At 60.7% G+C, this 26172-nt stretch carries 24 protein-coding genes and 2 tRNA genes; 7 read left to right on the forward strand and 19 right to left on the reverse strand.

From position 1 onward, the window contains the following. Positions 1–37: 37 nt before the first annotated feature. The 3 genes from AB0P14_RS07860 to AB0P14_RS07870 all read right to left on the reverse strand — a co-directional run bounded on the left by AB0P14_RS07860 (position 38) and on the right by AB0P14_RS07870 (position 1857). The gene (locus AB0P14_RS07860) at positions 38–805 is read right to left on the reverse strand and encodes an SDR family oxidoreductase (protein WP_363840070.1); all 768 of its coding nucleotides are present in this window, start codon (positions 803–805) and stop codon (positions 38–40) included. A 16-nt stretch (positions 806–821) separates the two neighbouring features. Continuing rightward, positions 822–1166, reverse strand: coding sequence for a DUF488 family protein (locus AB0P14_RS07865; RefSeq protein WP_363840073.1), 345 nt, complete (start codon positions 1164–1166; stop codon positions 822–824). A gap of 214 nt (positions 1167–1380) precedes the next feature. After that, positions 1381–1857 (reverse strand): MepB family protein, encoded by a 477-nt coding sequence (locus AB0P14_RS07870; protein WP_363840076.1) that lies wholly within the window; start codon positions 1855–1857, stop codon positions 1381–1383. Positions 1858–1915: 58 nt separating this feature from the next. Here AB0P14_RS07870 and valS point away from each other — a divergent pair, with 58 nt between their 5' ends. Continuing rightward, positions 1916–4537: a valine--tRNA ligase gene (gene valS, locus AB0P14_RS07875; RefSeq protein WP_363840079.1), complete on the forward strand. Its 2622-nt coding sequence runs from the start codon at positions 1916–1918 to the stop codon at positions 4535–4537. Between the two features lie 93 nt (positions 4538–4630). On the opposite strand, the gene AB0P14_RS07880 is transcribed toward valS, so the two are convergent. The 14 genes from AB0P14_RS07880 to AB0P14_RS07945 all read right to left on the reverse strand — a co-directional run bounded on the left by AB0P14_RS07880 (position 4631) and on the right by AB0P14_RS07945 (position 18052). Further along, a complete protein-coding gene (locus tag AB0P14_RS07880) occupies positions 4631–5443 on the reverse strand; it encodes an SGNH/GDSL hydrolase family protein (RefSeq protein ID WP_363840082.1) in 813 nt (270 codons plus the stop codon). A 5-nt stretch (positions 5444–5448) separates the two neighbouring features. Beyond that, positions 5449–6810 (reverse strand): UDP-glucose/GDP-mannose dehydrogenase family protein, encoded by a 1362-nt coding sequence (locus AB0P14_RS07885; RefSeq protein WP_363840085.1) that lies wholly within the window; start codon positions 6808–6810, stop codon positions 5449–5451. Then, a complete protein-coding gene (locus AB0P14_RS07890) occupies positions 6807–7952 on the reverse strand; it encodes a glycosyltransferase family 1 protein (RefSeq protein WP_363840086.1) in 1146 nt (381 codons plus the stop codon). Before AB0P14_RS07890 ends, AB0P14_RS07885 begins: the two co-directional genes overlap by 4 nt. A gap of 464 nt (positions 7953–8416) precedes the next feature. Further along, positions 8417–9043, reverse strand: a complete 627-nt coding sequence (locus AB0P14_RS07895) for a DsbA family protein (protein WP_363840089.1) — start codon at positions 9041–9043, stop codon at positions 8417–8419. Between the two features lie 116 nt (positions 9044–9159). Continuing rightward, positions 9160–10446: an ATP-dependent Clp protease ATP-binding subunit ClpX gene (clpX, locus tag AB0P14_RS07900; RefSeq protein WP_363840092.1), complete on the reverse strand. Its 1287-nt coding sequence runs from the start codon at positions 10444–10446 to the stop codon at positions 9160–9162. 187 nt (positions 10447–10633) lie between these two features. After that, the gene (locus AB0P14_RS07905; protein WP_363840095.1) at positions 10634–11308 is read right to left on the reverse strand and encodes an ATP-dependent Clp protease proteolytic subunit; all 675 of its coding nucleotides are present in this window, start codon (positions 11306–11308) and stop codon (positions 10634–10636) included. A 35-nt stretch (positions 11309–11343) separates the two neighbouring features. Then, a complete protein-coding gene (locus tag AB0P14_RS07910) occupies positions 11344–11964 on the reverse strand; it encodes an ATP-dependent Clp protease proteolytic subunit (protein ID WP_363840098.1) in 621 nt (206 codons plus the stop codon). Between the two features lie 269 nt (positions 11965–12233). Further along, positions 12234–13601: a trigger factor gene (gene tig / locus AB0P14_RS07915; RefSeq protein WP_363840101.1), complete on the reverse strand. Its 1368-nt coding sequence runs from the start codon at positions 13599–13601 to the stop codon at positions 12234–12236. Positions 13602–13690: 89 nt separating this feature from the next. Further along, a tRNA-Pro gene (locus tag AB0P14_RS07920) sits at positions 13691–13763 on the reverse strand. A gap of 296 nt (positions 13764–14059) precedes the next feature. Next, positions 14060–14133: transfer RNA gene (locus AB0P14_RS07925), tRNA-Gly, on the reverse strand. A gap of 170 nt (positions 14134–14303) precedes the next feature. Continuing rightward, positions 14304–15317 (reverse strand): DNA-formamidopyrimidine glycosylase family protein, encoded by a 1014-nt coding sequence (locus AB0P14_RS07930; protein ID WP_363840455.1) that lies wholly within the window; start codon positions 15315–15317, stop codon positions 14304–14306. A 131-nt stretch (positions 15318–15448) separates the two neighbouring features. Continuing rightward, entirely contained in the window at positions 15449–15922 is a 474-nt protein-coding gene (locus tag AB0P14_RS07935) for a ribose-5-phosphate isomerase (RefSeq protein WP_363840104.1), read from the reverse strand. Between the two features lie 92 nt (positions 15923–16014). Then, positions 16015–17010, reverse strand: coding sequence for a hypothetical protein (locus tag AB0P14_RS07940; RefSeq protein ID WP_363840107.1), 996 nt, complete (start codon positions 17008–17010; stop codon positions 16015–16017). A gap of 4 nt (positions 17011–17014) precedes the next feature. Next, positions 17015–18052: a DUF1648 domain-containing protein gene (locus AB0P14_RS07945; protein WP_363840110.1), complete on the reverse strand. Its 1038-nt coding sequence runs from the start codon at positions 18050–18052 to the stop codon at positions 17015–17017. A 230-nt stretch (positions 18053–18282) separates the two neighbouring features. Here AB0P14_RS07945 and pepN point away from each other — a divergent pair, with 230 nt between their 5' ends. The 5 genes from pepN to AB0P14_RS07970 all read left to right on the forward strand — a co-directional run bounded on the left by pepN (position 18283) and on the right by AB0P14_RS07970 (position 23899). Then, positions 18283–20832 carry an aminopeptidase N gene (gene pepN / locus AB0P14_RS07950; protein ID WP_363840458.1) on the forward strand — a complete coding sequence of 850 codons (2550 nt, stop codon included), beginning with the start codon at positions 18283–18285 and terminating at the stop codon, positions 20830–20832. Positions 20833–20997: 165 nt separating this feature from the next. Next, positions 20998–21831 carry an SGNH/GDSL hydrolase family protein gene (locus AB0P14_RS07955; protein ID WP_363840113.1) on the forward strand — a complete coding sequence of 278 codons (834 nt, stop codon included), beginning with the start codon at positions 20998–21000 and terminating at the stop codon, positions 21829–21831. Positions 21832–21918: 87 nt separating this feature from the next. Continuing rightward, complete coding sequence (locus tag AB0P14_RS07960) at positions 21919–22401, forward strand: OsmC family protein (protein ID WP_363840116.1); 483 nt, start codon at positions 21919–21921, stop codon at positions 22399–22401. Positions 22402–22509: 108 nt separating this feature from the next. Then, positions 22510–23268: a mechanosensitive ion channel domain-containing protein gene (locus AB0P14_RS07965; RefSeq protein WP_363840461.1), complete on the forward strand. Its 759-nt coding sequence runs from the start codon at positions 22510–22512 to the stop codon at positions 23266–23268. A gap of 157 nt (positions 23269–23425) precedes the next feature. Beyond that, a complete protein-coding gene (locus AB0P14_RS07970; RefSeq protein WP_363840464.1) occupies positions 23426–23899 on the forward strand; it encodes a globin in 474 nt (157 codons plus the stop codon). Positions 23900–23942: 43 nt separating this feature from the next. Here the strand turns inward: AB0P14_RS07970 and AB0P14_RS07975 are convergent, their stop codons facing one another. Next, positions 23943–24611 (reverse strand): hypothetical protein, encoded by a 669-nt coding sequence (locus AB0P14_RS07975; RefSeq protein ID WP_363840119.1) that lies wholly within the window; start codon positions 24609–24611, stop codon positions 23943–23945. Continuing rightward, a complete protein-coding gene (locus tag AB0P14_RS07980) occupies positions 24611–25099 on the reverse strand; it encodes a thioesterase family protein (RefSeq protein WP_363840122.1) in 489 nt (162 codons plus the stop codon). The genes AB0P14_RS07975 and AB0P14_RS07980 overlap by 1 nt, the downstream gene beginning before the upstream one ends. 137 nt (positions 25100–25236) lie before the next feature. Between AB0P14_RS07980 and AB0P14_RS07985 the strand changes: the two genes are divergently transcribed. Further along, positions 25237–26142, forward strand: coding sequence for an acyl-CoA thioesterase II (locus AB0P14_RS07985; RefSeq protein WP_363840124.1), 906 nt, complete (start codon positions 25237–25239; stop codon positions 26140–26142). The last annotated feature ends 30 nt before the right edge of the window (positions 26143–26172 follow it).

The raw sequence follows: 26172 nt of genomic DNA on the forward strand, positions 1-26172 counted from the left end.
GCGACCAAAGCTCACGGGTCAATGCGGGCAGAGTCGACTATCGGCGAATTACCTTGTGTGCTGCTGCCTGGGCCACCGGACGCATGACGATCTGGTCCAGGTTGATGTGATGGGGAAGCCCGACGGCGTATGCCACCACCTCTGCCACGTCCTCAGCCGTCAGTGGCTTGTCCACGCCCTGGTACACCGCATCTGCGGCTTCTTGGTTCCCGCCGAGCCGGTTAACGGTGAACTCATTGGTGTGCACCATTCCGGGGGCCACCTCGATGACGCGGATATTGTGCTCGGCTTCCTCCAAACGCAGGGCTCCGGTCAGTGCGTGCTGGCCGAACTTGGCCGCGTTGTAGCCGGCGCCGCCCTCATACGCTGTGTGCCCAGCGGTGGAGGTCAGGTTTAGAACCGTGCCGAAGCCATGGTCGCGTAAGTCTGGAAGGAAGGCCTTGAGGACATTCAAGGTGCCGAGCACGTTGACTTGGAACATCCACTGCCAATCGTCCTCCTTGGCGTTGGCCACACTGTCCACACCGCGAGCGCCACCGGCAATGTTGATCACGGTGTCCACACCGCCTGCTGTTTTGAATGTTTCGGTAGCGAAGGCATGCAACCGCTCGATGTCCTCACTCACGGTGACGTCGGCGGTGAACGGTAGGGCGCCAGTTTCCTGTGCCAGTTGAGCCAGGCGGTCCTCGCGTCGGGCTACGGCAATCACGTTCCAGCCGTTGCTACGGAGTTGACGGACTGCGGCGGCACCAATTCCGGAGCTGGCTCCGGTGACAATTGCATTCTTGGAAGTGTTTTCAGCCATGGAACAAATGTAGCCGCTATGGGGCCGCATTCAGGAAGTCGAGCAGCACGGCGGCCTGGTTTTCATGGTGGTCCTTGGCCCCGTAGAGCAGCACCACTTTTTCGCGGTCTTTGATGACTTCCCGCAGCTCTGCGACGGCCGGATTGTGCTCCAGCTCCGCTGTGTAGTCGTGTTGAAAGGTCGTGAAGTGTTCCGGCACATGGCCGAAGGCGTTGCGTACCTCTGTGCTGGGAGCGACTTCTTTGAGCCAGAGGTCCACTTTGTCCTTCTTGACGCCCCGGGGCCAGAGCCTGTCGACGAGGACGCGGTACTCCCCCGGGTCCGGCTCCTCATAAACACGCAAAATCCTGATTGTGCCCATATTTGCATCATAGCCCCGGTGCGTGGGGGCGTCAGGGGCCCGGGCTGCCGGTTCCCTGAACACATACGCACCACTCAACGCCAGTGGTGCGTGTGCGTGAAGTTCCCTGAACACATACGCACCACTCGTTGTTACTGGTGCGTATGAGCATCTAGACGCACCAGTAGCAACCAGTTCTGCGTATGTGTGAAGTCATTCAGGCGGGCACGCCCAATCAGGCCGCGTACAGCTCCAACACCCGGGCCGCGGGCGCATCCATCGGCAGAAAGTACTCGCACTGCCATTTCTGGGTCCGCTGAGCCTGCGCGCTGGTGGTCACTACCTCTGGCGGATAAACCCGCATGGCGCGTTTGCCTCCCTTGCCATCAATTGACACCACCCCGTGGCGAGCCAAAACGGCAAGGGGGAACACGAACTGGCCCAGCCCCGTGCCCAGGCCGGCGTGGATGATGAACAGTTCAACGCCGTCGTCCGTGTCAAAGGGGCGGATAGGCCCTTCCAAGGAACGCTGCCACAGCGTGACAAACTGGCCCAGCTTGGTGGGCGTGGTCTTGGCTTGGCGAAACACGGCGAGCCGACCGCCCAGAAGCAGGGTGTGCGCGGCGTACTCGGTGCTCTCTGGTTCAGGCTGAATCTGGGCATATTCCAGCGCGGCCGCCTGCCACAGGGTGCTTGCTTGAAGAGGAATCATCACCTGCCCATTAAGGGACGAATCTGGGTTCCATGGCAACTCATGAAAGAATTGCTCCATGGCTGAAAACATTCCGGGCACAGACACGCCCGCACCCACCACAAGCAACGTTCCCGACAAGCCCGTTTTGGAGGGACTGGAAGAGTCTCTGACCAAGCGCTGGCTGGCAGAGGGCACCTACAAGTTTGACCGTGAGACCACACGGGAGCAGGTGTACTCGATTGACACTCCCCCGCCGACGGCGTCGGGCTCCTTGCATGTGGGTCACATGTTCTCCTACACACAGACCGATGTGCTGGCTCGCTTCCAGCGTATGAACGGCAAGAACGTCTTCTACCCCATGGGTTGGGATGACAACGGTCTGCCCACCGAGCGCCGTGTGCAGAACTTCTACGGTGTGCGTTGCGATCCGAAGTTCTCCTATGTTGAGGGCTACCGTCCCCCGGCCACGCCGGCCAAGAACCAGCGCGACTGGGATGTCATTTCCCGCAAGAACTTCATTGAACTGTGTGAAGAGCTGGCTGTTGAGGACGAGAAGGTTTTCGAGCACCTCTTCCAGACCTTGGGCCTCTCTGTTGACTGGGCGCTGACGTACCGCACCATCGATGATCATTCACGGGCAGTTTCCCAGCGCGGCTTCCTGGAGAACCTGAACGCCGGCGACGCCTACATGGCTGAAGCGCCCACCCTGTGGGATGTCACCTTCCGCACGGCTGTTGCGCAGGCAGAGCTGGAAGACCGTGAAATGCCGGGCGCGTACTACCGCTACCCGTTCTTCGCCGAAGACGGCACCAAGATTTACATTGAGACCACGCGTCCGGAACTGCTGGCAGCGTGCTCGGCGCTGGTGGCTAACCCGGATGATGAGCGCTACAAGCCGCTGTTCGGTAAGAAGGTCACCTCGCCTTTGTTCGGTGTTGAGGTTGAGGTCCGTCCGCACGCCCTCGCCAAGGCTGACAAGGGCTCCGGCATTGCCATGGTCTGCACCTTCGGTGACTTGACCGACGTTATCTGGTGGCGTGAATTGCAGCTGCCCACCCGCGCCATTGTGGGCCGTGACGGTCGTATCCTGGGTGAAATTCCTGAGTGGATCACCACCGAGGAAGGCCGCGCCAACTACGCAGCCATCGCCGGCAAGACCGTTTTCAGCGCCAAGGAAAGCGTCATTGCGATGCTGGGCGAGGCCGAGCTGATGGATGGCGAAGCCAAGAAGATCATGCACCCCGTGAACTTCTTTGAAAAGGGTGACAAGCCCTTGGAGATTGTCTCCTCCCGCCAGTGGTACATCCGCAACGGTGGCCGCGACGAGGACCGCCGTGAACGCCTGATCAACCGCGGCAAGGAAATTGAATTCCACCCCGCGTTCATGCGTTCGCGCTATGACAACTGGATCTCCGGCTTGAACGGTGACTGGCTGGTTTCACGCCAGCGCTTCTTCGGCGTGCCGGTTCCCGTCTGGTACCCGTTGGATGCCGACGCTAACCCGGATTACGATCACCCGATCCTGCCCAGCACCGAGATGCTGCCGGTTGACCCCGCAGCAGATGTTGCTCCCGGATACACCGAGGATCAGCGCAATGTTGCCGGCGGTTTCGTAGGCGACGCCGATGTACTGGACACCTGGGCCACCTCCTCGCTGACACCGCAGATTGTTGGCGGCTGGGGCGTTGATGAGGACCTGTTTTCCAAGGTCTACCCGTTCGATTTGCGTCCCCAGGGCCACGACATCATCCGCACCTGGCTGTTCTCCTCCGCAGTGCGCGCCGACGCTCTGCAGGGCAGCGCACCGTGGAAGCACGCCGCGATCTCCGGTTGGATCCTTGACCCGGACCGCAAGAAGATGTCCAAGTCCAAGGGCAACGTGGTGGTCCCCACCGATGTGCTCAACGACTTTGGCGCCGACGCCGTCCGCTACTGGGCAGCCTCCGCCAAGCTTGGTGCCGACACGGCGTACGAGATTGCGCAGATGAAGATTGGCCGTCGTCTGGCCATCAAGCTGCTCAACGCCTCCAAGTTCGTGCTGAACTTGGGCGCCACGGAAGCCAATGTGCTCGCAGCCGACACCGCTGTGCTCACCAATCCGCTGGACCGTGGCCTGCTGGCCCAGCTCTCCGAGGTTGTTGTTGCATCTACGGCTGCGTTTGAAAAGTACGATTACGCCCGTGCTTTGCAGATCACCGAGAGTTTCTTCTGGCACTTCACCGACGACTACGTTGAGCTGATCAAGGATCGCGCCTACGGTGCCTCCGGCGAAGAGGGTCAGGCTTCGGTGCTGGCCGCCCTGGCCACCACCCTTGATTCGCTGCTGCGCTTGTTCGCACCCTTCCTGCCCTTCGCAACGGAGGAAGTGTGGGGCTGGTGGCGTACGGGTTCGGTGCACCGCGCACCGTGGCCCGCCGCTGTTGGCGTGGACGACGGCGACACCTCCTTGCTCGCGACGGTCGGGGATGCTTTGAGCGGGATCCGTAAGGCCAAGTCCGAGGCCAAGGTCAAGCAGCGCACTCAGGTGCTCGCCGCGACTGTGACAGCTAGCGAAGTTGAGGCAGCTCAGTTGAGGGCCGGTTTGGGCGACCTCAGGGCCGCCGCCAATGCGCTGGAACTCACGGTTGCCGTGGGTGAGGGCGAACTGACCGTGTCCGACGTCGTACTGGCGCCCGCTGAGGAGCCCGTCCAGGCTTAAGCAATAGCGCCGGACCAGGCTCAGCCGGAATCAGGCTCAGCCGCGATCAGGAACGCTGCATCACTTTTTGGTGGTGCAGCGTTCCTTTTTGCATCAGTGGTTGACCTTCTGGGCCAACTTCTTGAGGCCTTTCTTGGGCGGGACGCGGACGGGCTGAGGCCACCGCGGCGCAAGCGAATCGCCCAAGGTGGTGCCCCGAATTTTTCGACCGATCAGGGGTACCACCCACTCTCTGACCCACAGATAATGCCCGTGACCGCGCTGTTTCCATGTGGGCGTGGGTGGGAGCTTTTTCTCCTTGAGCATGATCGAATGTGAGACTTCCAAGATCTCCAGCACATGGGCGGCCAGGTACTTGTGCCCACGTTTAGACATGTGGAGCCGGTCCGAGCACCACATGCGCGGGTTTGCGTAGGCGTCCAACGCGGCATAATCCACCACGGTGGCCCCATACTTTGCCGCGATCTCCTTGATGCCCGCGTTGTAGGCGTGGTTCTTTCGACGGAGCGGGGTCAGCAGCGGGGAGACTTCCACGTCGTAGCCGGTGAAGAGCAACAGGGTGGCCCCGGATCCGGCCAACTGTGACACCAAAAATTCGTAGTGCTCCAGGATCTGAGTGATCGAGGTGCCCACGTCCATGACGTCATTGCCACCGGCATACAGCGTAATCAGCGTCGGCTCCATGGCGATTGCTGCTTCGATCTGCTCGGCGACAATGTGGCGTAGCCGTTTGCTGCGGATAGCTAGGTTCGCGTACTCCCAGCCAGGCGTATCGTGGGCAAGCGCCTCTGCCACGCGATCTGCCCAACCCTTGACCCCATTGGGCAGGTGCCTATTGCTATCGCCGACCCCTTCCGTGAAGGAGTCCCCCAACGCGACATATCTGCCCGGGATGCTGTTCTCCACGGCTCCTAGAGCGCTGCCTGCGGCCGCGGCGTCCGGGCTGAAACGGCCCCGCTTGCCTCCGTGGCCCGGCCCACACCGTGGTAGTCCCATCCGGCGTCGCGCCACTGCGCACCATCCAAGGCATTGCGACCATCCAGCATGACGGGTCGCTGCACAAGGGCAGCCGTGTTGGCCGGGTCGAGGGCGAGGAACTCGGGCCAGGGAGTCAAGAGCAGAACCAATTCGGCGCCTGCCAAGGCCCTCTCAAGGTCGCTTTCAAACGTCAGCTGCGGGTATTGGAGCCACGCAGTTTCCACTGCCTGCGGATCAGTCACGGTTACCCTGGCCCCTTGGTTTGCCAGCTGGGAGGCCACATCCAGTGCAGGGGAATCCCGAATGTCATCGGTGTGCGGCTTGAAGGAGGCGCCCAGAACAGTGATGGCCCGTCCCTTGACCGAACCACCCAACAAACGCACACCGGTTTCGGCCACGCGATACCGCGCATCGGCATTCACGCCATCAACGAGAGAAAACATCTCATCGAGCGATTCCACACCGTGCGCTTGTGCCTGGGCGCGGAAGGAGCGCAAATCCTTGGGCAGGCAGCCGCCACCAAAGCCCACACCGGCCTGAAAATATCTGCCACCTATGCGTTCATCATGCCCCAGAGCCTGCGCTAATTGCACGACGTCGGCCCCAGCCTCTTCGCAAAACTCACCCACTGCGTTGATGTAGGAAAGCTTCAAAGCCAAGAACGCGTTGGCGGATACTTTGATCAGTTCCGCTGTGGCGAAGTTGGTGATGATGCGCGGTGTACCGCGTGCCAGCAGCGGAGCGTAGACGGCGTCTAGGGCGGCAGCCCCTTGGGCCCCAGCGGTCCCATCTTGGGCGCCGTAGACAATCCGGTCCGGGATCAGGGAGTCTTGGACGGCGCTACCCTGACGCAGGAACTCGGGGTTCCATGCCAGCACTGCCTCCGTGCCAACGAGCATCTCTTGGATCCTGGCCGCGGTTCCAACGGGTACAGTCGATTTCCCCACGACCACTGCGTCGGGGCGCAGATACGGAATCAGTGATGACACTGCTGCCATCAGGAAGCTCAGATCACTTTCGTTTCCTGTCTTGGACTGGGGTGTGCCCACGCACAGGAAGTGCACATGAGCTTCAGCCACCTGTGCCGGGTCCGTGGTGAAGGTGAGGCGGCCGCCGTCGTGCCCTTCTTGCAGAAGCTTTTCCAGACCGGGTTCATGGAACGGGGTGATGCCCGCGGCCAGCTGGGCGATCCTGGCAGCATCGGTGTCTAGCCCGATAACCTCGTGCCCCATGGCGGCCAATGTGGCGGCGTGAACGGTGCCCAGGTAGCCGGCACCAATGACTGAAACCTTCATTTTGTTCCTCTGAGTTCGGCGGGCACAGCAGCACCCGCGGCTATGGCGTGACGGTAATGTTCCATGAGTTGATCCACCACAACGGACCAGCTGCGACCCTGCACTTGAGCGAAGGCGGCTGCGCTAAATGCTGCGCGTTTGGCATCATCACCCATGAGGTCTAGGGCGTACTCGCGCAACTCGTTCAAGTTCCCCGGTGTGTAGAGCCAGCCCGTGTGGGACGAGTCGACCAAATCGACGGGCCCACCACGACCCGTTGCGACCACGGGGACCCCCGACGCCATGGCTTCCTGAATGGTCTGACAGAAGGTCTCCAACTCGCCCGGGTGCACAAAGAGATCGAAGGAGGCCATGGCGCTCGCGAGGTCCTCGCCGCCAAGAAAACCGGTGAAGTGAGCCCGCGGCAGGGCCGCTTCCAGCGCTGCCCGCTGCGGGCCTTCCCCGACGATGACAACGGTGGTATCGGGGATATCGGCCAGCACGGACAGGTCCTGCACCTGCTTCTCCAACGCGAGCCGGCCCACGTAACCAATAATCTTGGTGCTGTTGGGGGCGACCTTGTTTCGGAAGGCAATACTGCGCTTGTCGGGGTGGAAACGATCGGTGTCCACACCTCGGCGCCACAGTTCCACCCGCGGAATCCCGTGGCCGCGCAGCTTGTGCACGGAATCCGTGGATGGTGCCAGTGTTGTGGTCGCCGTGGTGTGGATGCGTTCCACGCGCTGCCACGCCCAGTTTTCCAGGTAGGGAAGACCGTATTTGCCGGCATATCCGGGCACATCGGTTTGGTAGATCGCTACGGTCGGGATCCCCAGGGCAGCAGCGGCTCGGACGGCCCTCCAGCCGAGCACAAAGGGAGAAGCTAGATGGACCACGTCCGGTTCGAACTCTGCCAGAAGGGTCTTGATCCGGCGCACCCCGCCTAGGGCTACACGAATGTTTGGGTACCCGGCCAGCGGGACAGCGGGCAGTCGCCTGACCCTTGCGCCTTCAACCACCGCGGGTACTGCTTGCGTGCTCGATGGGGCAATGACCAGGACGTCGTCACCGCGCGCGTCCAAGTATTGGAGGATTTTCAGGAGTGAATGGGTGACCCCGTTCATTTCCGGCAAGAATGACTCAGCTATGATGGCAATCTTCACGTTTTAACCGTGACGGGTTGAGGTTGCCACCACGGGCCGTTGCAGGAACAGCACGGTGAAGACTAGGTGAACTGCTGCTTCTACCTTTGGGCAAAGGGGAAGCCCCATCGGCTTATTGCCGTCGGTGGGGCTTCGACTTTCATGCCGCATGTGACGAACGCGGTCTGGTGGATGCTAACGATTTTCAGGACAGTCACCGCGTCACCGGTGCTAACGAACCTTTACGAGCGTCCCGCCGAAGCAGTGCTCAATGATCATAGGTTCAGTCACTGAATTTTTTTAGTTTCTACCAGCCCTTTCCTTGGCGGATTGGGTAAGAACAAGTATGCGCCTGTGCCAGGACACAGGCAAGGGCAGGTGGAGAAGTTTTTTGAGAAACTTTTCCACCTGCCCTCAGGCGTATAAGTTGCGAGCTAGCCAGGCAACGGACGGGGCCCAAAAAGCCATGTCCACTTGACAGGTGTTTAGCCGAACTGCGGGTCTTCGGTGCGGCTGCGCTTGATCTCGAAGAAGTACGGGAAGCTGGCCAGTGACACTGTGGCGTCCCAGAGCTTACCGGCGTCCTCGCCGCGCGGGATTCGGGTGATCACAGGGCCAAAGAAGGCTGTGCCGTCGAAGGCTACGATCGGTGTACCGACATCCTGGCCAACCTTGGAGATGCCTTCGCTGTGGCTGGCCCGCAAGGCAACGTCATAGGCGTCGGTGTTTGCGGCAGCTGCCAGTTCTGCCGGCAGACCTGTTTCGGCCAAGGACTTGGCGATGACGTCGGCAATGTCCTTGTTTCCGTTGTTGTGGATCTGCGTGCCCATGGCGTCATACAAGGGTTTGATGACTTTCTCACCGTGCTCTTGGACGGCAGCAATGATGACACGGACCGGGCCCCAAGCCTTTGCCATGCGCTTTCGGTAATCCTCCGGAATATCCGCATTATTCTCATTGAGCACTGACAGGCTCATGACATGCCAGTTGACAGTGATGTTGCGGACCTGCTCCACTTCACCGATCCATCGCGAGGTAACCCAGGCAAAGGGGCAGGTGGGGTCAAACCAGAAATCAGCCGTTTCGGGTGCAGTCAAAGTGCTTTCAGACACGTAAAAATCTCCTTGGTAGAGCATGGATTACAGCAACTGAGTGGGCCAAAGCCCTTCATTATTTCCAACGGAGCCAGGCTAAAAACTATTCCGGGCAGGACAGCTGGCAGCTGCAGTTACGCTGACTTGTTCCTGCGATTGGCCACGACCTCGTGGGGGATCAAGGTGGGCTCGGCCTGCTTAGCCACTACCTCTGCCGTGATCACTACGGTGGCGATATCTTCACGGCTGGGCAGATCAAACATGACGGGCTGGAGCACTTCTTCCAAGATGGCGCGCAGGCCTCGGGCACCGGTCCCCCGGTCCAGGGCAAGCTCGGCAATTGCCGTCAGCGCCTCATCATCAAACTCAAGCTCAACGCCGTCGAGCGTGAACATCTTTTGGTACTGCTTCACCAGAGCGTTCTTCGGCTCGGTGAGGATCTGGATCAAGGCCGTGCGGTCCAGCTGGGTGACAGTGGTGATGACGGGCAGGCGGCCAATGAACTCGGGGATGAGCCCAAACTTCAGCAGGTCCTCCGGCATGACATCGGCGTAGCTAGCCTCGTTCTTCTTCAGGGCACTGAGCGGGGCCCCGAAGCCGATGCCCTTCTTGCCCGCGCGGGAGCCGATGATTTCTTCCAGGCCGGCAAACGCGCCAGCCACAATGAAGAGCACATTGGTGGTGTCAATCTGAATGAATTCCTGATGCGGATGCTTGCGCCCACCCTGCGGCGGCACCGATGCTACGGTTCCTTCCAGGATCTTCAGCAGCGCCTGCTGCACGCCCTCACCGGACACGTCACGGGTAATGGAGGGATTCTCAGACTTGCGCGAGATCTTATCAATCTCGTCAATGTAAATGATGCCCTGCTCGGCCTTTTTAATGTCAAAGTCTGCGGCCTGGATGAGCTTGAGCAGAATGTTTTCCACGTCCTCGCCCACATAGCCGGCCTCGGTTAAGGCGGTGGCGTCTGCCACGGCGAACGGGACATTTAGGCGACGGGCAAGCGTCTGCGCCAAGTAGGTCTTGCCACAACCGGTGGGGCCAACGAGCAAGATGTTGGACTTTGCGATTTCCACCTCGTCGTGGACGCCGCCGGAAATGGTGGTGCTCTTAACGGCATGCCCGGACTGGATGCGCTTGTAGTGGTTGTAGACGGCAACAGCCAATGAGCGCTTGGCGGGCTCCTGGCCAATGACGTATTCCTGCAGGAAGTCGAAGATTTCCCGCGGCTTGGGCAGTTCAAAAGCGTCTAGATCCGCGACCTCAGAGAGTTCCTCATCGATGATCTCGTTGCACAGTTCAATGCACTCATCACAGATGTAGACACCGGGTCCGGCAATGAGTTTGCGGACTTGTTTCTGACTCTTTCCACAGAAGGAACACTTCAGCAGATCGGTGCTTTCGCCCATCCTGGCCATTGGCGTGTCCTTCCACGAATAACCCGCTGGTAGCGGTGTTACCTCTACTACTTCTTCATTCCACAGCAGGTGCCGGAAACGTCCTTCGAATTACCATCCACTCTAAGCCAAGGTACTGACATTGGGTGGAAAGCAAACGCCGGAACAAGGGATTAATTCCCTTGTTCCGGCAGGTACTTCAGATTGCCTAGCGGGTGATCGCTACCGGCTTCATCTTGCGCGGTGCCAGCACTTCATCGATCAGACCGTATTCCTTGGCCTGAGCGGCGGTGAGGATGTTATCGCGCTCAATGTCATTGCTGACCTGCTCCGGTGTGCGGCCGGAAAGGTCGGCGAGGGTGTTCTCCAACCACTCACGCATACGCATGACCTCATTGGCCTGGATTTCCAGGTCAGAAGCCTGGCCACCCTGGCCGCCGGAGAGTGCCGGCTGGTGGATCAAAACGCGGGCGTTCGGCAGGGCCAGACGCTTGCCCGGAGCACCGGCTGCCAAGAGCACAGCTGCTGCGGAAGCAGCCTGGCCCAGGCAGACAGTCTGAATCTCGGGGCGAATGAACTGCATCGTGTCGTAAATAGCCGTCATGGCCGTGAACGATCCGCCGGGAGAGTTGATGTACAAGGTGATGTCGCGGTCGGTGTCGTCGGCTTCCAGCACAAGCAGCTGGGCCATGACGTCATCGGCCGAGGCGTCATCAACCTGAACACCGAGGAAGATGATGCGGTCTTCGAAGAGCTTGGTGTACGGATCCTGGCGCTTGAAGCCGTACGGTGTGCGCTCCTCGAACTGAGGGAGTACGTAACGGCTGGTGGGCAGGTTGCCGGCAGTTTTGCCAAACGCTGTGCTGCCAAAGTTATATGTCATGTCTTCTTGCTCCTGAAATCTGTTCTTTGGCTTGCTTACTTGGCGTGGGTTCCGCCGCCACCGGCAACGGTTCCTGCGTGGCGGGAGATCTTGTCGAAGAAGCCGTATTCGAGGGCTTCCTCAGCCGTGAACCACTTGTCACGGTCGTTATCGACCAAGATCTTCTCGACAGTCTGACCGGTCTGCTCAGCCGTCAGTTCAGCCATGACCTTCTTCATGTGCAAGATCAGCTCGGCCTGGATCTTGATGTCCGACGCCGTTCCACCAATTCCGCCGGAAGGCTGGTGCATGAGGATGCGTGCGTTAGGTGTCGCGTAGCGCTTACCCTTGGTGCCCGAGGAGAGCAGGAACTGTCCCATCGAGGCGGCCAGCCCTGTGGCGACGGTGACGACGTCGTTCGGGATGAACTCCATGGTGTCATAGATGGCCATGCCGGCTGTGACCGATCCACCGGGTGAGTTGATGTAAAGGTAGATGTCCTTCTCAGGGTCCTCAGCCGAGAGCAGCAGCAGCTGCGAGCAGATCAAGTTCGCGTTGTCATCACGAACTTCCGAGCCCAGCCAAATGATGCGTTCCTTCAGCAGGCGGTTGTAGATGTACTGGTCCGATCCGGACGGGTCCGCGCTGGCCATCGTGGGGGTGGTGTGCTGTGCCATGGTGGTTTACCTCTCCTTCGTGTGGCCTGCCGGGCGTGCCCAGCGGGTCCATCACTAATGTTCACTACTTGGACAGTAGCCCTTTTCGCACCGGGTTTGTGGCCCATCTGGACGCTGTTCGCTGTCGGCGCACGATCACCGTTCGCCCTGCGCGTAGGGGAATAAATGCACCCACCGGCAGCCTTGTTGTGGGGCACAAAAAAGCCGTTGCCGGCTCCCAGAAGGAGCCGGCAACGGCTTGTAGATCTTGAAACCCGTAAGGGAACGCCTTAGATGCGGACTTCGCCCGGATCAGTGACAGCTGTCGGCTCGATGACCTCGTCTTCGGAAGTAACTTCCTCTTCCTCGGATGCAACTGAAACGAAGTCGGTCAAGTCCACTGCGGCACCTTCAGAGTCGGTCACGGTGGCCTTGCCCAAAACAGCGGCGAGTGCCTTGCGGCGGCGAACTTCGCCAACTATCATGTTGACCTGGCCGGAGGAATCCAGCATCTGAGCGAACTGGTTCGGTTCCATGCCGTACTGGCTGGCGGAGGACACGATGTAGTCGATCAGTTCAGCCTGGCTGACGCTGATTTCTTCCTTCTCAGCGATGGCATCGAGGATGATCTCGTTGCGGAAGGCCTTCTCGGTGTTTTCCTTGACCTCAGCGCGGTGCTCTTCGGTGTCGTGGTCTTCACCGTGTGAGTTCTCGGGGCGGAAGTGCTGCTCGAGCTGCTCTTCAACCACGGAGTCCGGAACGGGAACCTCGACCAGGCCGATGAGTGCTTCAAGAACCTTGTCGCGGGCTTCAACACCCTGCTCAACGGTCTTGGACTCGGCAGCCTGCTTGGCCAGGTCTTCCTTCAGTTCGGCAATGGTGTCGAACTCCGAAGCCAGCTGAGCGAAGTCGTCGTTTGCCTCAGGCAGTTCGCGAACCTTCACGGAGGTGACCTTGAGGGTGACCTGCGCTTCTTCACCAGCGTGCTCGCCACCGGCCAGCTTGGTGGTAAAGATTGCTTCTTCACCAGCGGAAAGTCCGGTTGCAGCCTCGTCCAGGCCGTCAAGCATGTTGCCTGCGCCGATCTGGTAGGAAAGGTCAGTTGCTGAATCAACCTCGACGTCGTCGATCTTGGCAGCGATGTTAATGGTGAGGAAATCACCATCGGCGGCCGGGCGGTCCTCAGTCTTCAGCGTGCCAAAGCGGGCGCGCAGATCGTCGAGAGCCTTCTCGGTATCTTCCTCAGCAGCCTCAACAGCGGCTACCTCAACTTCGATGCCTTCGTAGTTCGGCAGTTCAATCTCGGGGCGGATGTCTAGTTCAACATGGAACTTGACAACACCATCGGTGCCTGTGGGATCCGGGACCTCGGTGATTTCAACCTCGGGGCGGCTCAACGGAACGAGCTTGTTCTCGATGACAGCTTCCTGGTACCAGCCGTTGAGACCGGAGTTGATGGCCGTTTCCAAAACGTAGCCACGGCCAACGCGCTGGTCGATCAACGTGTTCGGGACTTTGCCCTTACGGAAACCAGGCACCTGGACCTGCGTACCAATCGTCTTGTAAGCCTCTTTGATGCTGGGCTTCAATTCCTCAAAGGAAACCTCAACATCGAGCTTTACACGAGTGGGTGTGAGGTTTTCGACAGCGCTCTTCACAGCGTGGTACTCCTGATGGTCTGTTGATGGATAATTAGGCCCAGCACATGGGCAGCCACTGACCAAACGTGAACCGGATAATGCTGAAGTCGGGGCGACAGGACTCGAACCTGCGGTCTCCTGCTCCCAAAGCAGGCGCGCTAGCCACTACGCTACGCCCCGTAGTGCCCGCAACAGTCTACGGGCAAAAGTTCCCAGATGCACAATCGGCGCAACTTGCCGTGGAATTCCGTGTATTTCCCGGCCTTCTATCCGCACGTCTATCCGCACCTTGGCACACCGTCACGCACGACGCCGGATGCGTTTCCTTGCGCTTCGATCTCCACCGCGGGGACGCTTCTGCCGTCATCCGGGGAATCCGCGGCCCTTTGGCTTTTTAGCTGTGGTTCCAAGCTGTGGCACGGAAGTGGCGCGGAATGCAAAAATTCCCCGGTCAAGTGACCGGGGAATCTTCAATATGGAGGGGGCGACGGGAATCGAACCCGCGTAATCAGTTTGGAAGACTGAGGCTTTACCATTAAGCTACGCCCCCATATTCTGGGCCTGCTGTGGGCTTTCGCCGCAACAACTCCGTAACACTATCAATCACTTTGCCGGTCCTGCAAATCGGGCGAATCCGAGCCCAAAATTGCCGCCGCTCCCGCATATTTGCCGCAGCTCTATCCCACGGCAACATGCGGGAGCGGCAGCATTGTTCACCGGCTAACTCTTTTGACAGCTCGGACACCAATATAGTTTCCGGCCACCGAGCTCCTTCAACGCGATGTCGGTGCCGCAGTGCCGGCAGGGCCGCCCTTCGCGTTTATACACATAGTGGGCGTCCTCCACCGGCACGTGTTTGTTGGTGCGCGCGTTGGTTCCCGCGTCGGTAGTTGCGGGCACGCTGGATTCACGCAGCCCGTGGCCCACTTCCAAGCCCACGCCTGCGGGGCGGTCACTGAGTTCGGTGGTGATGATGCGCCCATCGCGGACACCATCTGCCATGATGCGGGCAATGTCCTCCCACAGCGTCTGGGCCTCATCGGTGCCCAGGCTCTTGCCTGGCAGCATCGGGTCAAGGCCTAGCCGGAACAGCACCTCGGCCCGGTAGACATTGCCTACCCCAGCCAGCACTTCCTGTTTCATCAGCTGTAAGGCAATGGCGGTGGAACTCTTACGGATCCGGATGGCAAACTCTTGTGCGTCGCCGGGCAGATTGTTCAGCGGATCCGGTCCCAGCCGGCGCCGTACCACTTCCGATTCATCGGGGGTGATGACCTCGCAAGCCGTGGGCCCGCGAAGATCAGCCCAGCCGTGATCGGACAAGAGGCGTACCCGTACAGCGCCCTTGGGTTCTGGCGGGCCCTGGTATTCCTCACGCCCGCCGGGAGCTTCCCCGCTGAGCATGAAGCCATCTGTGCCGGAGCCATCGGTGCCGGAAATTTCCTGCTCTCCGATTCGCCGGGGTGCACCGATGCTGGACGCCCCCGTGAACGTGGAGTCGCCACCAAAATCCCATGCCCCATAGAGGCCAAGATGAACGCGCATCACCAGATCATGAGAGAAGTACAGGAACATTTGCTTCCCGTGCGCTTCGGCCCGCTGCAGCACTTGGCCATCAACTAACAACGCGCCCGCAGCAAACTTTCCTTGCGGACTGGAAACAGCCAGTGCGGCACCACCAAAGACGTCATTGAACTGCCGTGCCAAACGGTGGACGGAATGGCCCTCAGGCATTGCGCCCACTGCCAGAGAGCTGCCAACCACTAGCGGATGCTGCCCCGGACACCGAGCGCCCCGGAGCCAGCACCGTGCATCTACTCACAACTGACGCCAATTATTTACTCGTTGACGATTCACTCGACTATTTACTCGACGACGTCGCCGGTGGTCTCGTACGTGGCGATCTTGCCGATGCGGCGCACGTGGCGTTCGGCGTCGCTGAAGGGCTCGGCCAGGAATGCTTCGATGATTTCCGTGGCCTCTTCAACGCTGTGCTGGCGGCCGCCGACGGCTACCACATTGGCGTCGTTGTGCTCGCGAGCCAGCCGTGCGGTGGACAGGTTCCACGCCAATGCAGCACGCACCCCCTTGACCTTGTTGGCTGCGATCTGCTCACCGTTGCCCGAACCGCCCAGCACGATGCCCAGCGCGTCAACGCCTGCTTTCTGGTCCGCCACAACGGCAAGGGCCGCGTTGATGCAGAAAGAGGGGTAATCGTCTTCTGCGTCGTAGGCCTGCGGTCCGTGGTCAACCATGTCGTAGCCCTTGGCGGCCAAGGCGGTGATGAGGTGGGCGCTGAGCTCCATGCCGGCGTGGTCGGTTGCGATGTGAACGCGCATGAGAATTCCTTAGGTTCGAGGTGATTGTGCTCCGTCAAGCCTACCTACCGCCGCGCCGTTTCCCTGCCGTCCTTCCTGCCGAGCCGGCGACCTCAGCGTTGCTGCGGCGTTTTCCCGGCCCGGCGGTTGAGTATCTCCGAGAGCTCATCAGCCGCATCGAGGTTGGGGGCACCCACCACAACCTTCCCGCCGTCGTTCATTCGAAGCACGACGGCGGCACCTGAGCGGGCGAGGAAGGTTGCAGACCCGCTGTGCTTGCGCAGGCCAACCCCGCCATAGTCACCGGCCACAATGTCCAAGGACACGGCCGCGTCCACGCCTTCGCAGGGTGCCACCAGGACAGGAACAAGTCCCAGGATCTTCACGACCAGCGCCCGGCGGTCCACCTGAACCGTGGCGCAGAGCATGGCGATGACCAGCAGTGCCGCCACACCCAGGCCCAGCAGGATCCACGGGGACAGCAACGTCAACAGGGATCCGGGGAGGATCGCCGCCAGCAGGATCATCATGATGACCGAGCCGCGGGGATGGATGAAGTACGCCATTTGGTCGTTCACAGCCGTGGGGTCCATCTCGGCATCGAGCAGGGCGGCGAGGGCCTGATCATCCGCTGAGGTCCATTGCTCGTCCGGTTTGAAGGTCAAGGCCAACACCACACCCATCGCGGCCGCCAGACCACAACCCATGAGCAGCACGTAACCGTCAACGCGAACGGAAGGCAGTGAACCTTCGCCAGCTTGGCCCAACAGTGCCGCGGCAAACAACGTGCAGGCGGCCAATTGCAAGGCCATCGCCACGCCCAGAAGGATGCGGCGCAGGGTGCGAGGCAGCTTAGTGCGTGCCCCAAAACTGCCAAGACCGGCCCCGACAAGCAGAATTACGGCGGCACCCACAGCAAGGAATACGGGCATGGAAACTGGGTCCCCGCCCCACGGCAGCACAGCGCCACCGGGAAGCTTGGCAGTCATCATGAGCCCGCCGGCAATGAGTCCTATAGCCAGCAGTAACGGGAAGACCAGGGCAAAGCGCATCGCACGGGCATCGACATGCCGTTCGTTCCTAAGCTCATTCCTACCATCGGAGGTCATGGTCTTAGCTTTTCACTTTCCCGCTGTGAACATAAGCGTTGACCAAGGCCGCAGCCTCGCCCGCCGTTGCCACATCCGGCATGGACACCACGAACTTCTGGTGGAATCCCGCCTCCATGATGAGGGCCGGGCCGCTGCCCATGATGAAACCAATGCTCCCGCCGTTCATCCGGTAGCCCCACCCGCCGTAATCCATAGCCGTGATGTCTTCCACTGAGGCGCCCCGGACTTCCTTCCACTCCAGCGGCATGACCTTCCAGAATCCGCCTGCCAGCACCTTATGCCCCTCCGGGCCGATGACCATGGTGCCACTGCAGAACACCCACGTGATCGCAGCAACCACCAGCCCAAGCAGTCCAAGGACCGGGAAGATGAAGTAGGTGCTGACGGCGACGATCCCACCAAGGCCCAAGCTCAACAGCCAGGCCAACTTGCCCATGGAAACCCTGATCCGCATAGTTTCATTGCGTGCGGCCCGCGACACGCCGGCCTGCACCACCGGGCTCCTGTCCGAGGCGGCGGCCTCGTTGGTGGCAATGACCTCCGAACTCTGGGTCCGGTCCACTTCGTCCGGTTTATATAAAAACATTCCCACCAGGCCCACCACGAACGCCAGCCCCACGCCCGCAGCCATGACGGGGCCGGAAAGATCCGCTTGGGACGTGTCTACAAGATCAATCTGACCGGCAACCATCGCCACGGAAAGGGCCACCATGCCCACCCCAAACGCCAACCCAAAGCCCACACCAATCCGGGCAAACAGCAAGGACTGTGCCCGGAACAGGATGCCCATTGGCGCAATGAGGGCGCCCAATGCACCCATGGCCACGGCCATCCAGGCGGCCCCGGCCACGGACATCCAGCCGTCCACCTCGTTCCTGCCGTTCCAGTGGGACGCCAACTCTGCCGGCAATCTGTCGGCCACCGTCAGTATCCAGGCCGCGGCCAACACCCCCAGCAGCAGCGGGCCCACAATTAGGGCGATAAGCCACCGCTTGTTGTAGATCCGTTCCGCATCGGCACTGCGTGCTTGCTCCCCCACCAAAAACTCTTTTCTTTCGCACCGCACAACAATTCTCTGCTCCAACCCTGTCCCATCCGCACCGGCCGGACAAATTCAGTTCCCGCCCGGTGCGGAGTACCGTGGAACAATCACTGCACACCGCTGTCGGAACACTGCCGTTCCGTCCGGTTGCAGCCACAGAAGCCATCCTGATCACCCTTCAGGCCGGCCACCCACCTGACACAACGGAAGGCACTACCTTGCCTGGCATGAATCTCACCCGCGCAGAAGCCATTGAGCGCTCATCTTCCCTGACCGTTAACAGCTATGACGTCACCCTTGACCTGACCACCTCCGAATCCACCTTCGCCTCCACCACCACGGTGAGGTTCAGCGCGAAGGAGGGCTCGTCGTCGTTCATTGATGCAGTGACCCACGCCGTGCACCAGGTGACCCTGAACGGGGTTGAACTGGATCCAGCAGAGGTGTCCGACGGCGTACGCATCCAGCTGCCCAAGCTCGCCGCCGAGAATGAACTGACCGTCAAAACCGACGCGCTGTTCATGAACACTGGCGAAGGCCTGCACCGTTTTGTGGATCCCGTGGACGGCGAGGTGTACCTGTACAGCCAATTTGAGGTACCGGATTCCCGCCGCATGTTCGCCGTGTTCGAGCAGCCCGATCAGAAGGCCGAGTTCACCTTCCACATCACTGCCCCGTCGCATTGGGACGTCATTTCCAACTCCCCCACCCCTACCCCGGAAGCTGCCGGTGAGGGCACGTCCGTCTGGCATTTCGAGCCGACGCTGAAAATGTCCAGTTACATCACCGCGCTGATTGCCGGCCCTTACGAGTGCGTGCGCGGCGAGCTGACCAGCTCGAATGGGCGGATCGTGCCGCTGGGCGTGTTCGCCCGCAAGTCGCTCATGGAATTCATGGACGCCGAGAACGTCTTTGAGCTAACCCGCCAGGGCTTTGAGTTCTTTGAGAAGCAGTTCGGCGTGCCGTACCCGTTCCCTAAGTACGATCAGCTGTTCGTCCCCGAATTCAACGCCGGGGCCATGGAAAACGCTGGTGCCGTGACGTTCCTGGAGAGCTACGTGTTCCGCTCCAAGGTCACCGACGCCATGGTGGAACGCCGCGCCATCACCATCTTGCACGAGCTCGCGCACATGTGGTTCGGCGACCTCGTCACCATGCGCTGGTGGAATGACCTGTGGCTCAACGAGTCCTTCGCCGAGTTCATGTCCACTCTGGCCGCCGCGGAAAACACCCAGTATGTGGACGCCTGGACCACGTTCTCCTCGCTGGAAAAGAGCTGGGCGTACCGTCAGGACCAACTCTCCTCCACGCACCCCATCAAGGCTGAGATCAACGATCTTGAGGATGTGTTGGTCAACTTTGACGGCATCACCTACGCCAAGGGCGCCTCCGTGCTGCGCCAGCTGGTGGCCTGGGTGGGCCAGGAAGAGTTCATGGCCGGCGTCCGCGCCTACTTCGCCAAGCACGCCTGGGGAAACACCGAGCTGCCCGATCTCATGGTGGAGCTGGAAGCTGCCAGCGGTCGCGACCTCTCCGTGTGGACAGAGAAGTGGCTCGAAACTGCCGGTGTGAACACGTTTAAGCCCGTCATCGAGGTGAGCGACGACGGCGTGATTACCTCATTCTCGATCGCCCAGTCCGCTGTTGACCAGCACCCGACGTTGCGCCCGCACCGTGCAGCCATCGGCTTCTACGATCTGGCTACTTCCGGGGACGATGCCGGCAAGCTGGTCCGTACCCACCGCGTGGAGTTGGATATTGACGGGGCTTCGACGTCCGTTCCGGAACTGGTGGGTATGGCGCGTCCGGCTCTGATCCTGCTCAACGACGATGATCTGGCGTACGCGAAGATCCGCCTTGATCCGCAGTCACTGGCCACCGCCAAGGCTCATGTGCAGGACTTTAAGGAATCGCTGCCGCGCACGTTGGTCTCGGCGTCGGTGTGGGATGCGGCGCGTGATGGTGAAACCCCTGCCCGCGACTATGTGGACTTTGTGCTGGCCACGATTGCTTACGAGACTGATTCGACAGTCATCATGGTGCTGCTGCGTCAGCTGGCCACGGCGTTGAGCTTCTACGTTGCCCCCGAGCACCAGAAGGCCACAGCCATTGCTGCCGCCGATTCCCTGTGGGAACTGGCACAGAGCTCCGAGGCTGGTTCGGATGCGCAGTTGCAGTTTGTGAAGGCCTTCGCTGGCCACGCGCAGTCACCGGCTCAACTAGATGTGGTGCAGGCGCTGCTGGACGGTGAAGTGCAGCTGGATGAGTTGGCGCTGGACACCGACATGCGCTGGGAGTTCCTCATCTCCTTGGCCGCCGGTGGCCGTGCCGATGCATCCGTTATTGAGGCTGCCTTGGCGCTGGACAATACCCAGAACGGTCAACTCGCGGCAGCGACCGCCCACGCAGCCATCCCCACAGCCGAGGGGAAGGCTGGGACCTGGGAGTCCGTCGTCGTCCGTGGCGAGCGTGCCAACGCTGTGCAGCGCGCGGCGATCGATGGGTTCACGAAGGTGTGGGACACATCCCTGCTTGAGCCTTATGTGGCTAAGTACTTCGCGGCTATCCAGGATCTGTGGGAATCCAAGTCATACGAGACGGCATCGTCGATGATCACAGGACTGTACCCGTCGCAGCTGGTATCGCAAGCAACGCTGGACGCCACGGATGCTTTCCTTGACGCGTTGAGTCCGGATGTTCCGGCCCTGCGCCGCTTGCTGACGGAAAGCCGGGATACCGTGGTGCGCGCGCTCCGGGCTCAGGCCGCCGACGCCTAAGGAGCCAGGCGCCTAAGGGCTTTTCGGGTGCGTCTCAGCTGCAAAATGCTGCGGGCGCACCCGTTTTTGCATGTCGTTATTTAAGCCGGCACGCAGGCGCCGGCCACAAAAAAGCACGTGCCAGCAAGTCTATCCCCGCACGGTTCAGCGGCGTATCTTCAGGGCATGGGAATACATAAGCTTAAGGGATTTGCTGCCCGGGCAGGCGCTGTTTCGCTCCTGTCCATCGGGATGATTGCAGGCATCGCCGGAGCACCGGCCATGGCCCAAACACGCACCGCTCCCGTCACCATTAGTTACACCGTGATGGGCGATTCCTACTCGGCCGGATCAGGCGGAGGCGGCGAGGGGTACTGCGGTCAAAGCGCCAACGGTTACGGCACCTGGGTTGCCGCAGCCATGGGCACCCAAGTCACCAATATTGCCTGTGCCGGGTTCAGCACGGAGCAGGTCCGGACCTTGGAGGTCCCCCAGCTCTCACCCAGCACCACACTGATCACGCTGACAGCAGGCGGCAACGACATCGGGTGGACAACCGCCATCGGAGCTTGCCTGGCACCCACCTCAACCGTGGCACTCTGCAAAGCAGCAGTAGCCAATTCGATCTACCTCATGAGAAATCTGCCGAAGTCGGTGGCCTCCATGCTCAAGGCAATCAAGGCCAAGGCCCCAGGGGCAAAGGTCCTGTATGTGGGTTATCCGCGGCTCTTTGAACCGCAGAACATGGCCGCTTTGGGCTTCACTCCCACTCAAATCAGCGGAACAAAAGTACTCAACGCAGCCGCTGACCTACTCAACGGCATATTAGCCGTCAGCGCCCTCTCAAACCGGACAGCTTTTGTTCCAGTGGCTTATCTGTTCAACGGCCATGGAGTTCCTTCCGCTTCGCCGTGGCTGAACAACATAGGAGACAGCGTCTACCCGTTCCACCCCAACCTCGCCGGATACCAGAATGGTTATGCTGCGGCGCTGAGCCCGTTCCTGCGGACATTCCGCTAAGGAGTTCCGTTTACCAGTTCCAAGAATGTAGAGGCAACTGAAGCTCGTTTGGGGAAGGCCCCTAGCGCTAGCGCTACGCTTAGCCTCATGGCACTGAATCAGCATCACTACGAGATCAACGTCAATTGGACCGGTAACCGGGGATCCGGGACATCCGCTTACAAGGCTTACGGCCGCGACCACAGTGTCACGGCCGTTGGCATGCCCGTGCTGCTGGGCTCGGCAGATAAGACCTTTCACGGAGACCGGGACCGGTGGAATCCAGAGTTGCTGCTGCTGACAGCTCTGGCGCAGTGCCACATGCTCTCTTATCTGCACGTGGCCGTGAAACATGGCGTGGTGGTCACCAAGTATGAAGACACCGCCACCGGCACCTTGATCCTGAACCCCGATGGCAGCGGACAATTTGAATCAGCCACGCTGCACCCCAATATCTACGTAACCGATCCCGCCACCGAAGAGCTCGCCCTCTCCCTACATGCCGAAGCTGCCTCCCAGTGCTTCATCGCCCGCAGCCTGAACTTTCCTGTGCATCACGAACCTGGGCTACTAACACCCACCTTCGACTAAACCACCCAGGACTAAAATCATGCCGTGTCCGCGTTAGGGTTGATAACAGGCCCCACTTCCAACCCTGAACGGACACAAGGTAGATCACGAGTGCAAGCGACAAACTTCTTGGGTGAACCCAATAGCACCTTCCTCAACCACCTCGTGTTGGCCGGCATCACCATCGCCATTGGCCTGGTGGTGTGGCTGGTGTTGCACTATTTGATCCGGATAGTAGTCAAACGCGCCAGGATGGACCGCGCCCCGTTGGAACACCGAACCTTGCGCTGGGCGGCTCCCATGCTGCGCAATATAGACCCCGTAGTGCGCGCATTGGAAAATGAGCGACGCGTGCAGCGGGCGCGCACCATCGGCACCCTCTTGAACTCGGTCCTGACCATTGTGGTTGCCGTGGTGACCAGCTTCTACGTGCTAATCGCCTTCGAGATCGACATTGCGCCCCTGCTGGCCAGCGTGGGTGTGGTGGGCATTGCGATTGGTTTCGGCTGCCAGCAGCTCATCCGTGACTTCCTCGCCGGGATCTTCATCGCCATTGAAGACCAATACGGTATCGGTGACGTCATCCAGACCAGTGAGGTCATCGGCACGGTCGAGTACGTGAGTTTGCGCATCACCAGGGTCCTGGGCGAAGATGGCACGCTCTGGTACCTGCGCAACGGCGAGATCTTGCGCCTGGGCAACCGTTCCAAGGGTAGCTACATCTCCCCCACACCTGGCATCGACACTGACACTTCCGACGGCGCGTCCCCGACCACCGCGGCAGGTGCGCCATCCGCGCAAGGGGCGTCTCCGGCGTCGACCGCTAATAACCCCAGCGGCCCCAGCAACGCCCCCGCGGCAAGTACTGCCAACGAGTCCACCGAATGAGCACCCAGAAAGAACTGAAGCGACCATGAGTTCCGAGTACAACCCCACCTCGCCCTTCGCCAAGGGACCGGCCGCCAACGACGCTGCCGAAAAGAGCGCCCCGGAGGGCACGCCCATCCCGTCGCGCTTTGGCGAGCCGCTGGCCACCCTGCTGCCCATTCCCACCACCGTGGGGCGCCCGCTGCCGTCCACTTCAGGCCCCGCAGCGGATGAGCCGGCTGCTGAGCCGGTGGACTATTCGGACACGTTTTACGGGCAGGTGGGCGGGCACGAGACGTTCAAGAAGATCATTCACGTCTTCTACCAGGGCATCGCCGCCGATCCATTGCTGCGCGCCATGTACCACGAGGAAGATCTGGGCCCGGCCGAGCACCGCATGCTGATGTTCATCGAGCAGTACTGGGGCGGACCGCGCACGTATTTGGAGGAACGCGGCCACCCGCGCCTGCGCATGCGCCACGTGCCGTTCGCCGTCACCCCTGAGGCGCGCGACCGCTGGCTCGCCGCCATGCGCAAGGGAGTCGACGCCGGTGAACTGTCGCCCATGCATGAGGCCACCTTGTGGGATTACATGGAACGCGCGGCGCATTCGCTGGTCAACGCACCCTCAGATCCGTCGCAGGCGCTGTAGCTACTAGCCTGTCAAGAACAGCCGCTGTCGCCAGCAGGGGTACCTACAGCAGCGACGCTGGCTTGACCAAGATGTGGCCGCGGTTGGTGCTGATCCGCAGCCACCGGTGCGAGCTGTAGATGGTGCCGGTTTGGCCCGGGGCTACGAAACCCAGTGCGTAAGCTGCGAAGGCCGCACCGCCGGGAATCTCGCCAGGAACACCGTCCATGGGACGTCCCCAGACGGAGGACCGGACGTTGTTCACCAGCAGGGCTCCGGGATTGACGGGGATAATCTGCCCAATTTCCTGAACACCAGACTTCGCCACGGCGATGAGTTCGTCGGCAGAAATGGTGCCGATCTCCTCCCACGCGCTGCGCGGGGCGCTGATGCCCGTCCAGGATTCCTGCACCGTCATGGGCGGAACGGGAAGTTTCGCGTCTCCTTCGTCCATGCGTGCCAACCGGTCAGCCACCGAGGACAGTGACACTGTCACATCAATGTCCGACGGCGTTCCCAGAGCCATGGTGCGCAGCCCCAGTATGGTGGGGGTCCCCTCCCCCAAAAGCTTCCCGCGCATGACGCAGACATACGCCGCGAGAACGTGACCGGCCCCCTGAAGGCGGATGGCGCCGTCGTCCGCGTTGCGGGCACGCGTCACAAAGGTGCGCAGATCCGCGACCGTCCCGGCGTCGGCAAGATCAAATTCTTCAGTGTGCGTGGTGGTGGACATCAGCGGTTTCCTTCTACGGTTTTTGTCACGGGGCGGGCGGGGCTGCGCTTGAACGGCACGGGATCCCCGCGCCATGCTTCCAAGGAGCTGCGCTGTTGATCCGTGAGCCGGATGGGGCGGCCAGTGTCGCGCGAGACCAACACCATTGATGTTGCTGCTTGGGCGTAGACGATGGAGGTGTCGGCCTCGGAGACGGTGTAACCGAAATCGAAGCTGGAGCCGCCGACGTTGGTGACCCAGATGTTCACGTAAACGGGCTCGGTGCGGAAGCTGATGGGGGCAAGGTATTCGATCTCGTTGCGGCCCACGAGGATGAACAGCTCGGTGCCGATCAGGTCCTGAAAGGTGCCGCCACCGGGCAGTTCGGCATACGTCAAGTGGACTCGGGCGTCCTCGAGATATTGCAAATACACCACATTATTGACGTGGTTGTAGGAATCAATGTCGCCGAAGCGGATTTGCTGTGAGAGCTGGAGACCGGGTGCCATGCCTTCATCATGTCAAAGCCGCCGGGGCGCCACCAATTGATGTTCCTCACCTCACAGCAAAGCCAGGCCCAGTTGACGGGTTTTATGCAGGATTGTCCATTTGTCGCAGCATCCCCCTGACACATAGAGTCACGTTTATGAATGTGACACCATCAGCAACAGAGAACATGGAAACACTCCTACGCATGTTGGATCTTTCCGACGCCAGCGGGGCTCAGACCGATGAGGACGTTTTCGTAGGACTCGGCGATGCCAATGCACCCCGACCCAGACTTTTTGGCGGCCAGGTCTTGGCGCAATCCATCGTGGCAGCGGCTCGCACCGTGAATGAGGACCAACTGGTCCACTCGATGCACGGCTACTTCCTGCGCCCAGGTGATGCCGCATCAGCGTTGACGTTCGGTGTGCAGCGCCTGCGCGACGGTCGCTCTTTCGCGGCCCGCCGCACGCATGCTTACCAGAGCGGTGTGCCGATCTTGTCCATGATCGCCTCCTTCCAGCACCCCGATCATGGAATTGAGCATCAAGAAACGATGCCAGAGGGTATTCCAGCACCTGAGACTCTTCCCACCTCGGCCCAACTGTTGGGCGGAATCAACCACCCGGTGGCTCACGCTTGGGCCTATGAGCGCCCCTTCGACATCCGCCACGTTGGCCACAACATCTACTTCGACGTCAAGGGCGAACACACTGCCCACACAGCCGTGTGGCTAAAAACGCTTGGACCCATGCCCGAGGACCAGAACCTGCACCGTGCCGCCTTGGCCTATGCCAGTGACTACACGTTGCTGGAACCGTCGCTGCGCCGCCATGGGATCAACTGGGCCACGCCGGGCATCAGCGTTGCCAGCCTGGACCACGCCATGTGGTGGCACCGCCCGGTGCAGGTGGACGAATGGCTGCTGTATGTGGCCGAATCCCCCAGTGCCTCGGAGGCTCGCGGGCTGAATATGGGCCGTTTTTACACGCGCGACGGCGTGCTGGTCGCCTCGGTTGCTCAAGAAGGCATGATCCGTATTCCTGAGGGCACTCCTCACGACTAATAGTTTTTGGGCATAGAAATGGCCGGTCTC

It is taken from the genome of Specibacter sp. NPDC078709, from assembly GCF_040686795.1.
Lineage (GTDB): Bacteria > Actinomycetota > Actinomycetes > Actinomycetales > Micrococcaceae > Specibacter.

Coding starts and splice junctions, on each gene's coding strand:
- AB0P14_RS07860 (WP_363840070.1), bottom strand. CDS start 805: ATGGCTGAAAACACTTCCAAGAATGCAATTGTCACCGGAGCCAGCTCC.
- AB0P14_RS07940 (WP_363840107.1), bottom strand. CDS start 17,010: ATGACCTCCGATGGTAGGAATGAGCTTAGGAACGAACGGCATGTCGAT.
- AB0P14_RS07865 (WP_363840073.1), bottom strand. CDS start 1,166: ATGGGCACAATCAGGATTTTGCGTGTTTATGAGGAGCCGGACCCGGGG.
- AB0P14_RS07930 (WP_363840455.1), bottom strand. CDS start 15,317: ATGCCTGAGGGCCATTCCGTCCACCGTTTGGCACGGCAGTTCAATGAC.
- AB0P14_RS07975 (WP_363840119.1), bottom strand. CDS start 24,611: ATGTCCACCACCACGCACACTGAAGAATTTGATCTTGCCGACGCCGGG.
- clpX (WP_363840092.1), bottom strand. CDS start 10,446: ATGGCCAGGATGGGCGAAAGCACCGATCTGCTGAAGTGTTCCTTCTGT.
- AB0P14_RS07910 (WP_363840098.1), bottom strand. CDS start 11,964: ATGGCACAGCACACCACCCCCACGATGGCCAGCGCGGACCCGTCCGGA.
- valS (WP_363840079.1), top strand. CDS start 1,916: ATGGCTGAAAACATTCCGGGCACAGACACGCCCGCACCCACCACAAGC.
- AB0P14_RS07870 (WP_363840076.1), bottom strand. CDS start 1,857: ATGATTCCTCTTCAAGCAAGCACCCTGTGGCAGGCGGCCGCGCTGGAA.
- AB0P14_RS07935 (WP_363840104.1), bottom strand. CDS start 15,922: ATGCGCGTTCACATCGCAACCGACCACGCCGGCATGGAGCTCAGCGCC.
- pepN (WP_363840458.1), top strand. CDS start 18,283: ATGAATCTCACCCGCGCAGAAGCCATTGAGCGCTCATCTTCCCTGACC.
- AB0P14_RS07905 (WP_363840095.1), bottom strand. CDS start 11,308: ATGACATATAACTTTGGCAGCACAGCGTTTGGCAAAACTGCCGGCAAC.
- AB0P14_RS07885 (WP_363840085.1), bottom strand. CDS start 6,810: ATGAAGGTTTCAGTCATTGGTGCCGGCTACCTGGGCACCGTTCACGCC.
- AB0P14_RS07985 (WP_363840124.1), top strand. CDS start 25,237: ATGAATGTGACACCATCAGCAACAGAGAACATGGAAACACTCCTACGC.
- AB0P14_RS07960 (WP_363840116.1), top strand. CDS start 21,919: ATGGCACTGAATCAGCATCACTACGAGATCAACGTCAATTGGACCGGT.
- AB0P14_RS07980 (WP_363840122.1), bottom strand. CDS start 25,099: ATGGCACCCGGTCTCCAGCTCTCACAGCAAATCCGCTTCGGCGACATT.
- AB0P14_RS07955 (WP_363840113.1), top strand. CDS start 20,998: ATGGGAATACATAAGCTTAAGGGATTTGCTGCCCGGGCAGGCGCTGTT.